This is a genomic window from Bartonella australis AUST/NH1, from assembly GCF_000341355.1.
Lineage (GTDB): Bacteria > Pseudomonadota > Alphaproteobacteria > Rhizobiales > Rhizobiaceae > Bartonella > Bartonella australis.
In genome coordinates, this window is record NC_020300.1 from 758,193 (window position 1) to 773,172 (window position 14,980).

The 14,980-nt window shown below is 39.1% G+C and carries 12 protein-coding genes and 1 tRNA gene; 6 read left to right on the top strand and 7 right to left on the bottom strand.

From position 1 onward, the window contains the following. Positions 1-19 precede the first annotated feature (19 nt). The 3 genes from BANH1_RS03215 (at position 20) to BANH1_RS03225 (ending at position 2,453) form a co-directional block, all read left to right on the top strand. Positions 20-322 carry a protein-export chaperone SecB gene (locus tag BANH1_RS03215; protein ID WP_051039097.1) on the top strand — a complete coding sequence of 101 codons (303 nt, stop codon included), beginning with the start codon at positions 20-22 and terminating at the stop codon, positions 320-322. Then, positions 319-1,338: an NAD(P)H-dependent glycerol-3-phosphate dehydrogenase gene (gene gpsA / locus BANH1_RS03220; protein ID WP_015397991.1), complete on the top strand. Its 1,020-nt coding sequence runs from the start codon at positions 319-321 to the stop codon at positions 1,336-1,338. Before BANH1_RS03215 ends, gpsA begins: the two co-directional genes overlap by 4 nt. Before the next feature lie 899 nt (positions 1,339-2,237). Further along, positions 2,238-2,453, top strand: coding sequence for a hypothetical protein (locus tag BANH1_RS03225; RefSeq protein ID WP_041582972.1), 216 nt, complete (start codon positions 2,238-2,240; stop codon positions 2,451-2,453). Between the two features lie 826 nt (positions 2,454-3,279). Here the strand turns inward: BANH1_RS03225 and BANH1_RS03235 are convergent. From BANH1_RS03235 to BANH1_RS03250, 4 genes are all read right to left on the bottom strand, one after another. Then, positions 3,280-3,355, bottom strand: a tRNA-Thr gene (locus BANH1_RS03235). A gap of 360 nt (positions 3,356-3,715) precedes the next feature. Then, positions 3,716-5,074, bottom strand: a complete 1,359-nt coding sequence (gene accC / locus BANH1_RS03240) for an acetyl-CoA carboxylase biotin carboxylase subunit (RefSeq protein ID WP_015397993.1) — start codon at positions 5,072-5,074, stop codon at positions 3,716-3,718. 14 nt (positions 5,075-5,088) lie between these two features. Continuing rightward, complete coding sequence (gene accB / locus BANH1_RS03245; protein ID WP_015397994.1) at positions 5,089-5,574, bottom strand: acetyl-CoA carboxylase biotin carboxyl carrier protein; 486 nt, start codon at positions 5,572-5,574, stop codon at positions 5,089-5,091. A gap of 260 nt (positions 5,575-5,834) precedes the next feature. Further along, positions 5,835-6,692, bottom strand: a complete 858-nt coding sequence (locus BANH1_RS03250) for a DsbA family protein (protein ID WP_015397995.1) — start codon at positions 6,690-6,692, stop codon at positions 5,835-5,837. A 643-nt stretch (positions 6,693-7,335) separates the two neighbouring features. Between BANH1_RS03250 and glpD the strand changes: the two genes are divergently transcribed. From glpD to BANH1_RS03265, 3 genes are all read left to right on the top strand, one after another. Further along, the gene (gene glpD, locus BANH1_RS03255; protein ID WP_015397996.1) at positions 7,336-8,832 is read left to right on the top strand and encodes a glycerol-3-phosphate dehydrogenase; all 1,497 of its coding nucleotides are present in this window, start codon (positions 7,336-7,338) and stop codon (positions 8,830-8,832) included. 509 nt (positions 8,833-9,341) lie between these two features. Further along, entirely contained in the window at positions 9,342-10,322 is a 981-nt protein-coding gene (dusA, locus tag BANH1_RS03260) for a tRNA dihydrouridine(20/20a) synthase DusA (protein WP_015397997.1), read from the top strand. A gap of 329 nt (positions 10,323-10,651) precedes the next feature. Then, positions 10,652-11,650 carry a nicotinate-nucleotide--dimethylbenzimidazole phosphoribosyltransferase gene (locus tag BANH1_RS03265; protein WP_015397998.1) on the top strand — a complete coding sequence of 333 codons (999 nt, stop codon included), beginning with the start codon at positions 10,652-10,654 and terminating at the stop codon, positions 11,648-11,650. Positions 11,651-11,931: 281 nt separating this feature from the next. Here the strand turns inward: BANH1_RS03265 and BANH1_RS03270 are convergent, their stop codons facing one another. The 3 genes from BANH1_RS03270 to BANH1_RS03280 form a co-directional block, all read right to left on the bottom strand. Then, positions 11,932-12,534, bottom strand: coding sequence for a thermonuclease family protein (locus BANH1_RS03270; RefSeq protein WP_015397999.1), 603 nt, complete (start codon positions 12,532-12,534; stop codon positions 11,932-11,934). An 834-nt stretch (positions 12,535-13,368) separates the two neighbouring features. Then, complete coding sequence (rpmG, locus tag BANH1_RS03275) at positions 13,369-13,536, bottom strand: 50S ribosomal protein L33 (protein WP_015398000.1); 168 nt, start codon at positions 13,534-13,536, stop codon at positions 13,369-13,371. Positions 13,537-13,639: 103 nt separating this feature from the next. Continuing rightward, positions 13,640-14,812, bottom strand: a complete 1,173-nt coding sequence (locus tag BANH1_RS03280) for an MFS transporter (RefSeq protein ID WP_015398001.1) — start codon at positions 14,810-14,812, stop codon at positions 13,640-13,642. Positions 14,813-14,980: the final 168 nt, after the last annotated feature.

The window sequence follows — 14,980 nt, forward strand, 5'->3', positions numbered from 1 at the left end:
AATTAAGGGTATTAAGTACATGCCAGAACAAAAAAGCACAGAGATGGCTTTTCAGATTCAGCATATTTGTACTAAGGATATCTCTTTTGAAGCGTTGAACGTGCAACAGATTTTTCAGCAGGAATGGCAACCGGAAGGTACACTTGATTTAAGTACCGTTTTCAGTCAACCGGCTAATAAAATGTATGCAGCTGCACTGTACGTAACTGTGATTACACCCCTAGATGGAAAAATTGCGTTCCCGTGTGAAATAAAGCAGGCGGGTATCTTCTTTGTGATGAATGAAAGGCGAAGGCGCTGCGCGACATTAAGATGGCAATGAATACCGTCAATGCTTCGATGACCATAATTGGCGCTGGCTCGTACGGCACTGCGTTAGCTGTTATGCTAGCACGTAACGGCCATTCCGTGGTGCTGTGGGGGCGTAATTCTGCGCAAATTCAAAAATTGCAGCGAGATCGCTGTAATAAGGTATTTTTTCCTGACATTCCTTTTCCCAATTTGCTGTTTCTTGAAGCCAATTTATCGTGCGCACTGGCTGCTAGCCGCGATGTGCTGGTAGCGGTGCCGAGCTACGTATTTGGCGATGTGTTGTGCCAATTGAAACCGCATCTGCGCCCAGATGCGCGTGTCTTATGGGTGACCAAAGGGTTGGAAGCAGGAACTGGCCGATTACTGTGGGATGTAGCGCGTGAAATATTGGGCGGCGACATTCCATTAGCAGTGGTTTCCGGGCCAACATTTGCCAAAGAATTAGCCGTTGGACTACCAACAGCGGTTGCATTAGCAGCGACTGATATGCAGTTTGCTAGCGATCTGCAATTGCTGTTGCACTGCAGTAAAAATTTCCGAGTGTATAGCAATCACGATTTTATAGGCGTGCAGTTGGGCGGCGTGGTAAAGAACGTAATTGCTATCGGTGCCGGTATGTCTGACGGTATCGGTTTTGGCGCCAACGCTCGCGTCGCATTGATCACTCGCGGTCTAGCGGAGATGAGTCGCCTTGGCTCTGCGCTGGGGGCTGATCCTCTGACTTTCATGGGCATGGCTGGACTGGGTGATTTGGTCTTAACCTGCACCGATAACCAATCGCGCAACCGCCGCTTTGGGATTATGTTAGGGCAAGGCAAGAGCGTGCAGGAAGCGCAGGACAGCATTGGTCGAGTGATCGAAGGCTACCGCAATACAAAAGAGGTATTAGTGCTAGCGCAGCACCACGACGTGGAGATGCCGATTACCGAACAGATTTATCAAGTGCTGTACCGCAATAAAGATGTTCGCGAAGCGGCATCGAGCTTGTTGGGGCGCACAAAAAAAGATGAAAAGCACGGCACGTGACCTAAAAACGATATGTTGCCTTCCGGTAATTGGCTAGCCGCTTAACTGCAATGTAGTGAGCGATCTATTTAGCGAGACAGAGAGGGGGCTTATGTCGTTTGGAGAGTTAAAGCAGGTTTGAAATAGCATTAAAGTGGAAGTGGGAGTTCTGGCTGACTGGACCCAGGACTTAAACATATCTTATCAACGTCCGAAGCTTTATACGCGATAAATGACATAAAGTCCGACTTCGTTATTCTTTCTGGTGGAGGAGCTTTTGAGTTTGATCGCGATTCACTTTTGTAAAAAATATTTTTGCATCGCTACAAGGGGCATGTTCACGTCCAACCATATTTGGAGCTATTAAAAATAACCCGTTCTTTTGGGGATATAAATAGGTACAGATGTTACGCTCTAATCTGCTTAAATGGGTGTGCAGTAAATAGGAGCCTCTGTGAGGATACTGAGCGAAAAAAATCGCTTCAATTAGCGGTTTTTTGCTTTTTGTAAAATAAACCCGAACGGGATGAATTCACTAAAAATACGCCTATTTTTTATAAAATAATACCGAACGGGTTTATTTTAAAATAACGAGTAAATGCTTCTCTCACTAGAATGGGTATGTGGCAAATAGAAGGGAAACTTGCATAGGGTGGTTCCGTCAAAGGATGTGGTCGATATGAGTCTCTTTTTAGCCTTCTAAATCTCAAAACATAACACTCACGGAGCCAGGATTTATTTGTGGAAATCTAGTGAAAAAAAACGTTTAATTTATTGATTATTATGCATTTTTATGCAATAACGATAAACATTGCAAACGCACCTTTATATTTTAAAAAAAGAAAAAGCGCCAGAGGATCCATTCGCAAAAATCTCCTCTAACGCTTCCAGTAATCTAACCCTTAAAAAAGGATATCAATATGAGTGGTCGTAACATGATTCCATGTGAACCGAAAATTAAAAATATAAATACCCCTTTCGCTATGTCCGGTATTAAGACCGCTAAATTGCGCGAAAAACAACGCAAATACGTTGTTCGAGGTATTCATAATATGCTGAAAACATTAAATAATACCATTGAGCCCAAATTTGGGCCCAATGATTTTGAAGGAACTTACCCGGATTCGATTGGCTGAAAGTTGGTCTGTTACAATATTCCTAAGCGTGAATGCTTAGTCCTAGTGTCCGGTTATGATGTAAACTTGCGTGCCAAAGATTATCGACTGGTGGACGGAATTGGGAAAGGCGTCAAAGGCCCAAAGCTGCAGCCTGTAAACATTTAACCAGGATAGGCGGTACCACATGCATTACGGGCGCGGCCAAATCATTAGGGGTAAGTCTTAGGTGCCTGCTCTCCTATCTTGAAAGGGGAAAGCGGATGGCCGTTATGCCCCTTACCAAGATAAGATACAATCGGGCCACGTAGATTATCGTATAACACCTTTCAGAAACGCGGACAATCCTAAGAAGATTGCTATAGAGGCACACCTTACAGCAAAAGGTGAAGCGCGTTTATTAGATTTTTTCGAGAACTTCTTTAGCAGGGAGGGGCAGTCTAATGAGTAGAAGAAAATATATTCGTTTTAATTATTTAACACCGACTCCTATTTTGAGGGGTGAGGTGATATATGGCAGATAAAAAGAGAGCTATCCGTAGAAAAAATATCCAAAGCCTCAATGAAAAAGAGTTCAAGCTTTTACTTGAGCTTTTAGATCATTACGAAAAATTCAAAATTTTTATATGGATAGTGAAGCGGGCTATATTATTCATTTTTGTATTTACGTTTGAACTACCAAGATTCATTGACGCAATTGATAACTGCGTAACTCACATCAAAAAATGGTTTCTGAAACTTTGATTCTATCATCTTCCTGAAAAATGTCACAACAAAACCGCTAATGTATTTCAAAATCTTAAAAAGAACGCTAAAAATCCCCCCAAAAAGCTTCAAAAAAGCGCTTTGGTGCCCCCAGAGAGACTCGAACTCCCGACCCCCTGATTACAAATCAGGTGCTCTACCAACTGAGCTATAAGGGCACTATCGCGATGGGAGTAACACAAACTCACGAAAAGGCAAATAGAAAATTATAAATCTTGATACATATCTTAAAATAAGTACGCCCTAAATATAAATAAAGTTGAGCTTTTGCTATATTATTACCTACCCTATAGCGCTTATGATACTATCATAACAGTTAGCGCTCATAGGGATAAAACGTGGATTTTTATGTAATTAGCCAAATTTTTTAAGTGTGCAAAGTTATCCAGGGAATAATCTCGTCTTTTAAATAAATACAGAAACTTTAGCGGTTACAGTATCATCTAATTTTTTAAGAATTTCCATTCGTAAGCGATAAGTAAAAAAGCTGCGTTGAGTCTTATTACTTTCGTGGTTAGCTACGGGTTTTGCAAAGCTGATTGATCAGAAAGATATTTTTCTAGCCAGTGGATATTATAATTGCCACTAGCGATATCTTGATTATCAATGAGATTGCGAAAAAGAGGTAGCGTTGTTTTGATACCATCAACTACGAATTCATCTAAAGCACGCCGTAGACGCATCATGCATTCTAAACGTGTGCGTCCATGAACAATTAACTTACCGATTAAGCTATCGTAGTAAGGCGAAATAGAATAACCTGAATATGCACCTGAATCGACCCGAATACCCAGGCCTCCGGGTGTGTGAAAATGAGTAATAAGTCCCGGCGACGGGATAAAATTAACGGGATCTTCAGCATTTATACGACATTCAATGGCGTGACCAGAAAAGCGAACATCGTCTTGCGTAACTGAAAGTCCCTGACCTGCCGCAATGTGGATTTGTTCATGAACCAGATCTATTCCTGTAATTGCTTCAGTCACAGGATGTTCGACTTGCAGACGAGTATTCATTTCAATAAAGTAAAATTCGCCATCTTCATAAAGGAATTCGACAGTTCCTGCCCCACGATATCCGAGTTTTGCACAAGCGTTGGCAACAATGTTGCCGATTTTTTTCCTTTCAGCATCATTAAGCGCGGGTGAATATGCTTCTTCCCATATTTTTTGATGGCGTCGTTGTAGCGAACAATCACGTTCCCCTAAATGAATGGCGTTTCCAGTCCCATCGCCTAAGACTTGAACTTCAATATGGCGCGGTTTTTCTAGATATTTTTCAATATAAACTGCATCACTATTAAAGGCCGCTCCAGCTTCTAAACGTGCGGTTCTGAGAGCTATAGAAAGTTCTTTTTCGGAGCTGACTACTTTCATACCACGTCCACCACCGCCTGCAGAAGCTTTAATGATAACTGGATAGCCAATTTCGGCAGCGATACGTAAAGCTTCTGCTTCTTCAGTTACAGCTTCACTCGAACCTGGAACAACTGGAATTCCAAGATTTTTGGCAGTTTTTTTCGCTTCAATTTTGTCACCCATGATGCGAATATGTGCAGGCGTTGGGCCAATAAATGTAAGGTTATGAGCTTCTAAAACATCCGCGAACTTTGCATTTTCAGAGAGAAATCCGTAGCCCGGATGGACAGCATCAGCCCCTGTGATCTCACAGGCAGAAATAATTTGATAAATATTTAAATAAGAATCACGGGCTGAGGGAGGGCCAATACAAACACTTTCATCAGCAAGACGCACATGCATAGCATCAGCATCAGCGGTTGAATGAATAGCTACTGTCTTAATTCCGAGTTCTTTACAGGCCCGTAAAACGCGAAGAGCAATTTCTCCCCGATTAGCGATAAGAATTTTTTGAATCATAACCATTCCTTGATTTATTCGACAACAACAAGTGGTTCACCGAACTCGACTGGTTGACCATCTTTGACAAAAACAGCGGTTACAACGCCTGAACGCGGTGATGCAATGTGATTCATTGTTTTCATTGCTTCAATGATAAGTAATGTTTGGCCTTCAGAGACAGTTTGTCCCACTTGCACAAAAGATTGTGCACCTGGTGCAGGCGCGAGATACGCTGTGCCGACCATCGGGGATGTGACTGCATTTTCTGATTTTTCTTCTTTTTTAGGCGCTGCAGTTACCGAGGATGAAGGAGTGGCTATAGTGGGGGGGGAAACAGGTACGTGAATTGTGTGTTCAGGTAAAGCCGGGACGTGTTGACGTGATACACAAATACGGAGTCCACCTTGTTCAAGTTCAATATTGGTCAGATTCGTATCATTTAAAATCTCAGCAAGATCACGGATAATTTCTGTGCTAATTCCGGTATGTTTTGTTGTATCCACTTTTTTTGTTGTCATTTTAATTTTAAACTCCTTAACCGACGAAGATCGCCATTATTTATATCTTTATGGCTAAATATCTCTAGATTTTTGGTGAGCCTTTTGACGATCTTATCTAAGTTCAATGACTTCTTTTCTAATATTTTCATCACATTCCGTGATTTGAGAGCAGTCTACTGCTTGAAACTCCACTTATAAGCTCGTTAACAAAAAAGAAAAAGCAGAAAATGATGTATCCGGAATGTCCTTTGATAATTTTGATGAAATAAAAAGAGGCCTCATTGTAAATTTTCTATTGCTGTCTTTAAGATATCTTTGCTTGCAGCCCCGATGAATACTCTATCGCCGATTATATAAGAGGGGGCACCAGTAATATTCAACGCTGACGCGATTCGAATATTCTTCCTGAAAGATTCTAACACTTCAGGGTCTGATATTGCGTTACGCAATTCTGTTTCATTTGCACCTAATGCAACGGCTATTTTAATAGCATTAGCTTCAGTTGCACGACTTTTGCTAGTCAAAAGTTCTTTATAAAATTGGGGATATTTTTGGGGAAATTGTTTCCGAAAAACATAAGAAACAGTATGCGCTGCTGTTGAGTCAGCTCCTAAAATTGGGAAATCTTTAATAATCACTCGCAAATTTGAGTATTCTTTTATTAAGGCCTCCATGTGCAAATAAAAGCGCTTACAATGTCGACAATTATAATCAAAAAATTCAACTAGCTCTATTTCACCATCTGGATTTCCAAAAATAGCATCATTAGAGGATTTAAAAATTTCTTCTTCCAACGATTTAATGACCAAAGCTTGTTTTTGAATTTCTTTTTCTAGATTTTCTTGGAGTGCAAGCTGCATTTCAAGTATAATTTCTGGATTATCGAGCAAGTAATTTTTTACAAGCTGCTGGATATAGTTATCGCTTATGTGGGGTGTGAGTTTTTCGCTAAGCTTTGATAAAAATGCAGAATCTTCCAGAATTTCTGTTTTAAGTCTTTCTATAGCTAAATGATTGGGAGTTTTTTCTTTCGCTTTTGGGTTTGATAAAGGCAGGAAAATTAAAGCACTTAGCGTAATTATCTTTAAAAAATTTACAGCGAACGTAGCTGCCGAGCATTGAAGTGGTTGGATCATCTTTATACTCCGTTGAAATACGATCAACTATATGAAAAGCATCACATATGTGCAATAAAGTATTCAACTATGATATAAATTTAGTGAGATATAAAACTGATAGCTGCTTTTAACTGTTACGAGGAAGTTTTACACGATACATGTACGGAGATAGTTATGTTTTTTTCGGATTTAGCTACTTCGTGCGGAGGTCAACGTGCTTTTTGTCAGTTTAACATCTTTCGAAAAATTTAGCTATTTTGGTAAAAAATATATTTTAAAATTCTTTAGATATATACTATATACTACAGCATATAGTATATAAAAATAGGTTTTGCGAAAAATGAAAAAATATAAATATTGCTGCAATATTTCAATTAACTTTTAAGCTACAGGGATGGTCAGCGGGCAGTTTATTTTTGCGTTAGCAAGTTGTGTACTCTTGTTATAAGCGTCAAAAAACTTTGGTTATTACAGTGATTGATGTAACTTGTTCTTTGTTGCTCGACACTGCCTTTAAATTATTCCGATATCGAAAATATTTTTACGCGTGTTTCTGTAAAAGAAATACCTGAACGCTTGCTTTCGGGCAGTCGTCTTACCTTCCTATTATCTTCGTGTTTAGAACAGTAGGACAAAATAACTCTAATATGAAAGTAAAAAGATGGAGACCACGACGCATTATGATCTGTTTGTTATTGGTGGTGGGATAAACGGATGTGGAGTGGCAAGAGATGCTGCAGGTCGCGGATTTAAAGTTGGATTAGCTGAAATGAATGATCTTGCATCAGGCACATCTGGCGCGTCGACAAAACTTATTCATGGTGGTCTTCGTTATCTTGAAAATTATGAGTTTAAATTTGTCCGTGAAGCGCTGAAGGAACGCGAAGTTATTTGGCGTATGGCTCCGCATATTGTGCGTCCTTTGCGCTTTGTTCTCCCTTATCATAAAGGATTGCGTCCCGCATGGATGTTACGTCTCGGCCTTTTTATTTACGATTATCTTGGTGGTTGGCAGCAAAAATTGTGGCGCACCAAAATGGTCGATTTTTCGAAAAAATTTGGCACTCCACTTAAAGAAAATTATCGCAAAGGTTTTGAGTATTCTGATGCGATAGTCGACGACGCTCGTTTAGTCATTGCCAATGCGCGCGACGCAGAAAAGTGGGGCGCTGATATAAAGGTGCGTACAGAAGTTTTATCTTTGAAGATAAAAGGACAGAAATGGCTTATAACGCTTTGTGATAAGTTGAAAGGCGAAAAATACCGCGTTACAGCTTCTTACATCGCCAATATGGCAGGGCCTTGGATCAATCATATTTTGACGAATGTATTAGATTATAAAGGCTATTCGCCGATACGGCTTGTTAGAGGCTCTCATATTTTAGTTCCTAAGCTTTATACTCATAATCGTGCTTATATTTTTCAAAATGATGATAGGCGTGTCCTTTTTTCTATCCCATATCAGGAAGAATTTACATTGTTAGGCACAACAGATTGTGATCATCAAGGTGATCTTTCTGATGTTCATATTAGTGATGCAGAAATTGAGTATATTTGTACTGCAGCAAGCGAATATTTTGCACGACCGATATCACGTGAAAGTATTATATGGGCTTACTCTGGTGTTCGTTCGCTTTACGATAATGGCTCTCCGAAAGCACAAAAAATAACACGTGAATATGTCTTAAAAGAAATTGGTACACAGGGTGGGCCACAGATTCTCAATCTTTATGGTGGAAAAATCACGACATATCGTAAATTGGCCGAAGATGCGATGCAATTTATCGAAAAAGCGCTTGGCTTCAGAGGGAAGTCTTGGACGAAAAATTCGGTGCTTCCGGGAGGAGATTTTCCTTATAACAGGTTGGATATGATCGAAAAGAGGATTGCCTTTTTGCTCCCAGATTTAGATACTTTTACTCACCGCAGACTTGCCCGTTCTTACGGTTCAGAGGCACTTATAATATTTGCGAATAGTAATGTAGATAAAGGAAAAGATTTCGGGCACGGGCTTTATGAGCTAGAAGTAAGATGGTTAATGGAAAAAGAGTGGGCTAGGACGTGCGAAGATGTATTATGGCGCCGTTCAAAGCTTGGTCTTTTATTTAACAAAAAAGAGACCGATAATCTTGCAGATTATATAGAAAGCAGAAGATAGTAGTTTATAATACTATTTGAGCCGGGTCGTTACGGATTGATTTTCAGAGTTTTTGAGAAGCTTAAATCATTAATACATCATCTGTGTGATGCTTTGCTATATTGCGTATCAAGTTTAAAGGAATCTTAGATAAAATAACGGCGAAGTAAAATTTAAAGGCGTTGTAGGTGGGTAGAAACGTTGTTGTAAAATTACCTCATGATATTGCAATGAGGTCGTCCGTAGCTTGACACAAAAAACGAGGAATCTGCTGTCATTTGGTTAAATTTATTAGCGTTTTGTAAGACAGACAAAGTTATTACATGTTTGATAAAATTGGGGGTAAAATCTTAGAATAACCAAAAAGAAGTAATTAGACGTAAAACCGCATTTTTATATTTTAAATCGACAGTAAAAATATCATAAATTACGGTGAGGATATGAAGTATTTATGGAAAAAAATTATAAAAAGTGGTTATTTATATGTGTAGGCGGGGGTACCTTTAACGGAGGTACATGGCGGTATTTTTATGGCATTTTATAATTCTTCGTCATTAGTAAAGTTTGCGGTAGCGCCAATGTTAGGGTGGACGGATCGACATTGTCGGTTTTTGTACCGTCTTTTGACAAAAAGAGCTCTTCTTTATACTGAGATGGTGGTAGCAGACGCTGCAATCTATGGTGTTCGCGAGCAACTGTTAGCTTTCAGTGATAAGGAACATCCAATTGCGTTACAATTAGGGGGATCGGATGAGAAAAAGCTGGCAGAAGCTGCACGAATCGCCGAAGATTTTGGTTATGATGAAGTAAATTTGAATGTAGGTTGTCCATCAGACCGCGTTCAAGCAGGTACGTTTGGTGCTTGCTTGATGTTGCATCCTGGCGTTGTGGCGGACGCTATAGAAGCAATGAAACGATCCGTTTCTATACCCGTAACTGTTAAATGCCGTGTTGGTGTAGACGAGCAGGATGAAGAAAAAGCTCTAGATTTTTTAACCAATCAGGTATGGAATGCTGGTTGCGATGCGCTTTGGGTACATGCGCGCAAAGCATGGTTGAAGGGATTAAATCCAAAACAAAATCGTAATATTCCGCCGCTTAATTATGAAAGAGTTTATAAATTAAAACGTAAATATAATAATAAATTCATTGGAATAAATGGTGGAATTAAATCAATTAATGAAATAAAAGAGCACCTGAAATTATGCGATGCTGTTATGGTGGGACGGCAGGCTTATCAGGACCCAGCTTTACTGCGGCTTATTGATTCGGAAATATATGGCGATTCTCAAAGCAGTTTTAACGACTGTGATCTCATCGATACCATGTGCGATTACGCTGCTGAACATATCGCGTCAGGCGGGCGTCTTTCTCATGTGACACGCCATATGATTAATTTATTTTACGGCCGGGATGGCGCACGTCGGTGGCGGCAGATACTATCAAGCGACGCGACAAAAAGTGATGCAGGCGCCCACGTCTTAAAAGAAGCTTTTGCTTCTTTTACCTAAAAAATCCCACCGCCGCTTTAACATTTATAAAGCGCTACGGATTTTTTTAATTGATATAAGAAAAATAAGGAGCTTATATACCCTTATCCACAACAACGAAACACCTTCTGCGGAGACTTTTCCCAGTACGCTTAGAGTCAGATCAACTTCAAATCGGGGGAACAGCCCACGCTTATTACCCCACCTTCATGAAATTCACACCCCACAAAAGAGCAAACGACCGCGCGACACCGCCTACAATACTCCCACCTAAAACCAATGAATTCTTCATATCCTACCCGTATAACGGAATTCCAGACCATACACTGTAAATTAAAAAAGGTATTTTTATGACAGCCAGTCCATTTGATGATTTTCGTGCTTTACTTATAAATCTACCCGTTACTGATGAATTTGCTATGATTTTGGCAAAAAAACGGCAAAAAAAAATAACAAAATTGCAAGATACATTGGGAAAATTAGAAGATGTTGCAATTTGGTATGCAGGATGGAGAGGTGAAGAAAGACCTATTATAAAGCGACCTTTAGTGGCTATTTTTTCTGGTAGTCACGGTATTACAGATGAAAATATTACATCATTTTCACAATCCACGATGCGTCATATGGTTAACAATTTTGCTACTGGTGGTGCTGCCACTAATCAAATTTGTACGCTTTATAATCTTGGTCTTAAGATATTTGATTTAGCGTCAGAATATCCTACGATGAATATTACTAAAGATGCAGCGATGGATGAACGGGGTGCGGCTGCAACGATGGCCTTTGGAATGGAATCAATTGCTGGAGGGACGGACCTTTTATGTGTAGGTGAAATGGGAATTGGCAATACGACGATAGCTTCAGCTTTATGTCTAGCCCTATTTGGTGGAGAAGTTGAAGAGTGGATAGAGCCCAGTATAGGACCTGAAGGGGAATTTTACCAGCGCAAAGTAGCAGCAATAAAAGCGGCAATTTCCTTACATAAAGATTATTTTAGCGATCCTCTTGAAGTTATGCGCCGCCTGGGAGGGCGTGAAATTGCTGCGATGGTGGGTGCTATCTTAGCGGCAAGAGTAGAAAAAATTCCAGTTATCTTAGATGGCTTTGTAGCAACAGCAGCAGCGGCAGTACTTTATAAAATGCACCCAAGAGCTCTTGATCATGTTATTGTTGGTCATGTCTCTCCTGAGCCAGTACACGGTAAGCTCCTGGAAAAAATTGAAAAAAAGCCGCTTCTAGATTTAAGGATGCGTTTTAGTGCAGGAGGGGGTGGGGCTATAGCAGCTGGTATTGTGAAAGCTGCTGTTTTAACCCACGCACAAACAGCACTTTTTGAGCAAGAAGACTAATTTTAGTGAGAGCAGCATGGTCATAAATATGAAAAAGTTCCGAGGCAGGCGCTGATTTACTTTTACGTGCTCTAAATAGTTGTCTTTTCATACAGCCCCTTGCTAAACATAATTATTAAAGAAGGATAGGGGGTGTATATCTGCTCGATTTGATAGTATTGCAATTGCGAGATGCGAATAAAAAAATTGATTGCGGTTTATGAGAAAAAGAAAAAAGTCGTAGGATATATTAGATAGAAGAGGGTGGACTTAATTATATTTTATTTTGCTTACTCAGCAACTTAATGGAGAGGGTAGGAGCTATGCCGAGAAAAAGAATTATTTTTCTTTTTTTTAGAGCGTGTTTTTCGCCATACTTCGGGTTTTTGAAAACTTGATTGCCATATTCCTTTTTTTTTCTTTTTAGCTTCTCGTTCTTCTTCGCGATAACTATGATAACTTACAGCCCAACCATTACGCACCATTATTGCATTAATATTGTTGACTTTTTCTGTTCTGCACGTTGCTAAGATACGACGATATTTATCTTTTTTATTTCCGTAGCATGTAACAGGCAGGTTTGCTACGAGTTTTTCTAGGTGTTCTTTTGCTTTAAGACCACATGGGTAGCGTCCTTTTTTTATGCCACAAAATTGATAAAGTTCCGGGGCATCAATTCCTATAAGTCGAATTTTAACAGAGTTTATAGTGATTGTATCACCATCAATGACAAATGCGTCGCCTTTAATAGGCTTTTTTGTGACAGAAATTACCTTTTGAGGATATGCTTGAACGTGCCTGAGATAAGCCATATTGGCGAAAATAACGGCTGTTATAAAGATACTTAGGCCTACGACTTTTTGGCTGAAACTCTTTAAATTAAAATAAAAGATTTCTTTATCCATGATATTAAGCAATTAACATCGTAGTGAATTCGATTAAATCAGAGTGTACCCGAATATGCTGCACTAATCTCGCGATTATGAGGGCGATTTTATCGCTTTTAATGCCCATTATTTAATAATATAAATTACTTACTGTTGCTAGTGAAAATGTGATTCGGCAAAAAAATTGCTCCTACAGCTATAAGTTGTACAATGAAGAGGCGTATACCTTCAGTGTATCACATAAAGCTGTTTAGCTTTTTCTTCATTGCTATGAAAGTTTGTAAGATATTTCTAAAATGTTGCTGTCACTTTATAAGTGCAGTGCTTGTTGCGTCTTAAAGTTATAAGTCTGCGCTTCCCGTACTTTATTTCAGCGATACATAAGCATAATTTATGAACAAAGTTTCATAAAATGGTCAGTTTTATTACCAAAATTATAAAGATGTTATTTTTCTTTTTTTTCAAATTATTATTATAAATATTTTATGTATTAGTTTATTTTTCAATCCACCAGATTTTTTTTACACTGAGGTAAAATCGGCCAATATATTGATGCTAAAAAATATATAGGCTGCAGGTATGCGAATACTAACAAAGTCAAGCCAATCTTAAGTTGCGTATTCTAAAATAATACACGCTGTTATGCTGCTCATGGACAGCAACATTAAGTTATTAGAAAAATCTTAAAGAAACTTTCTTAAATTTAGGCGAACAACATAAATTACATAAATGTAAAAACGCCGAAATTTCTCCTTTAATTAATGGCCAATTACTTAGGGAGAAGATTCCTCAAAAAACTTAAAAAACCCCCACTTTTGTCCGCAGTATTCATAAATGAGCAGAAAAAAGTGGTTATTTAATTTTCGTTTCTCTGAATTCTACGTGCTTTTTTACAACAGGGTCATATTTACGTTTGCTCATTTTATCTGTCATTGTACGGCTATTTTTCTTTGTTACATAAAAAAAGCCAGTATTTGCAGTCGACAAAAGTTTAATCTTAATTGTTGCTGCTTTAGCCATGATAAAGAGTCCTATTCATATCTCAAATGACGGAATTTTACTGTCAAAACCTATTTTAACACGATCAAATGTCGCGGTGACACTAAGGATGTTCTAAAAAAAGTCAAGAGCCGATTAATCTTCTCACTAATCGGACGAGTATTAGTATGATGTATAAGCCAAAAAAGCAAGCCATTGTAAAAGAAAAACCAAAAGGCTTAAAGCTATCCATAGCTTGACCGGCAATAGTTGGTCCAATGAGCATACCAATTCCGTAGCAAAACATAAAAGCAGAATTAGCAGCAGCAAGCTTGGGCCCTTTGAAGCGAGTGCCTAATTGTGCAAGCCCAATTATATAGAGGCTTGCGGATACACCGCCAAGGAGAAAGAGATCAAGCATAAAAAGCCATTTATGTTCCGCTATCCATGATATAATAAGGGTCCCAGCAAAACCTAAGGTAGCGCAGCATATAAGGGAATAATTTTCATTTTTTACATAATCACTTATGAAGCCGATAAGGATTAAAAGAAAGACATTACCAAGCGCAAGCATTGCCATAAATTGTGCAGATTCACTTTCACTATACCCAATTAATAAGCTAAAAGGTATAGTGAGCGTTAATGCGCCTGTTTTAACTGCGCCATAAACGAAGGCTGCCATAGTCAAAGTCGGAGTGTGGAAGATATAAGGGAAAAATGCCGTACGTTCATTCTTTTTGAATTTAGGAGTTGCCTTCCAAGCAAAAAAGATTGGTACAGTAGCAATTGCAGTAAAAATGCAGCAGGTGCCGACGGGCATAAAACCACGAATGCCTATTTTTGCCAGCAATGCTGTGCCCACAGTAAATCCAAGTCCCAAAGTAATTACATAAACAGAAAGTATTAAATTTCGTTTTTGGGGCGGAGCGGAACTGTTAATTAAAAATTCTAATAATACAAACATGATTGTCATAGTGAAATGCAGTGCAAACCGCAAAACGAACCAAATCCACAGCGATTCGAAAAAATAGAAGCCTAAAAAGCTTAAGCATCCAATAAACACCATGAGTAATATTGATTCGGCAATACCAAGATATGAAGCGATGCGAGAAACGAAGACGGCACCGATAATCGTAGCTATTCCGGCAACTGTTCCGCTATAACCAATAGCACTGTTTGAAAACCCTTTTTCAACCATCAACAGTGATATAAGCTGTAGTCCCATCCCTAATGCTATAGCGACGGCACCAATAGCCGTAATCACAGCGATAATTGTGCGCCGAGAGTTATTTTGGAAGCCGGAGAGTTCATCTATCATGAAAAAATCTTAACCCTGCTATATCGCCCATTCCTTTATACATCTTATGATAAATTAACAAAAAATGAGAAAAAACAAAGCTTCATCGAAGGTGCACGCAGCCGTAGCACGTCGTTCATACGGTATCGCACAGATTTTTGAAGTACGAAAAGGAGAGACTTAGCATCA

Bases quoted from the DNA above. Each gene is read 5' to 3' on its own strand.
- accB (WP_015397994.1), bottom strand. From the start codon at position 5,574: ATGACAACAAAAAAAGTGGATACAACAAAACATACCGGAATTAGCACA.
- BANH1_RS03225 (WP_041582972.1), top strand. From the start codon at position 2,238: ATGAGTGGTCGTAACATGATTCCATGTGAACCGAAAATTAAAAATATA.
- BANH1_RS03250 (WP_015397995.1), bottom strand. From the start codon at position 6,692: ATGATCCAACCACTTCAATGCTCGGCAGCTACGTTCGCTGTAAATTTT.
- BANH1_RS03265 (WP_015397998.1), top strand. From the start codon at position 10,652: ATGACAGCCAGTCCATTTGATGATTTTCGTGCTTTACTTATAAATCTA.
- accC (WP_015397993.1), bottom strand. From the start codon at position 5,074: ATGATTCAAAAAATTCTTATCGCTAATCGGGGAGAAATTGCTCTTCGC.
- rpmG (WP_015398000.1), bottom strand. From the start codon at position 13,536: ATGGCTAAAGCAGCAACAATTAAGATTAAACTTTTGTCGACTGCAAAT.
- BANH1_RS03280 (WP_015398001.1), bottom strand. From the start codon at position 14,812: ATGATAGATGAACTCTCCGGCTTCCAAAATAACTCTCGGCGCACAATT.
- glpD (WP_015397996.1), top strand. From the start codon at position 7,336: ATGGAGACCACGACGCATTATGATCTGTTTGTTATTGGTGGTGGGATA.
- BANH1_RS03215 (WP_051039097.1), top strand. From the start codon at position 20: ATGCCAGAACAAAAAAGCACAGAGATGGCTTTTCAGATTCAGCATATT.
- gpsA (WP_015397991.1), top strand. From the start codon at position 319: ATGAATACCGTCAATGCTTCGATGACCATAATTGGCGCTGGCTCGTAC.
- dusA (WP_015397997.1), top strand. From the start codon at position 9,342: ATGGCATTTTATAATTCTTCGTCATTAGTAAAGTTTGCGGTAGCGCCA.
- BANH1_RS03270 (WP_015397999.1), bottom strand. From the start codon at position 12,534: ATGGATAAAGAAATCTTTTATTTTAATTTAAAGAGTTTCAGCCAAAAA.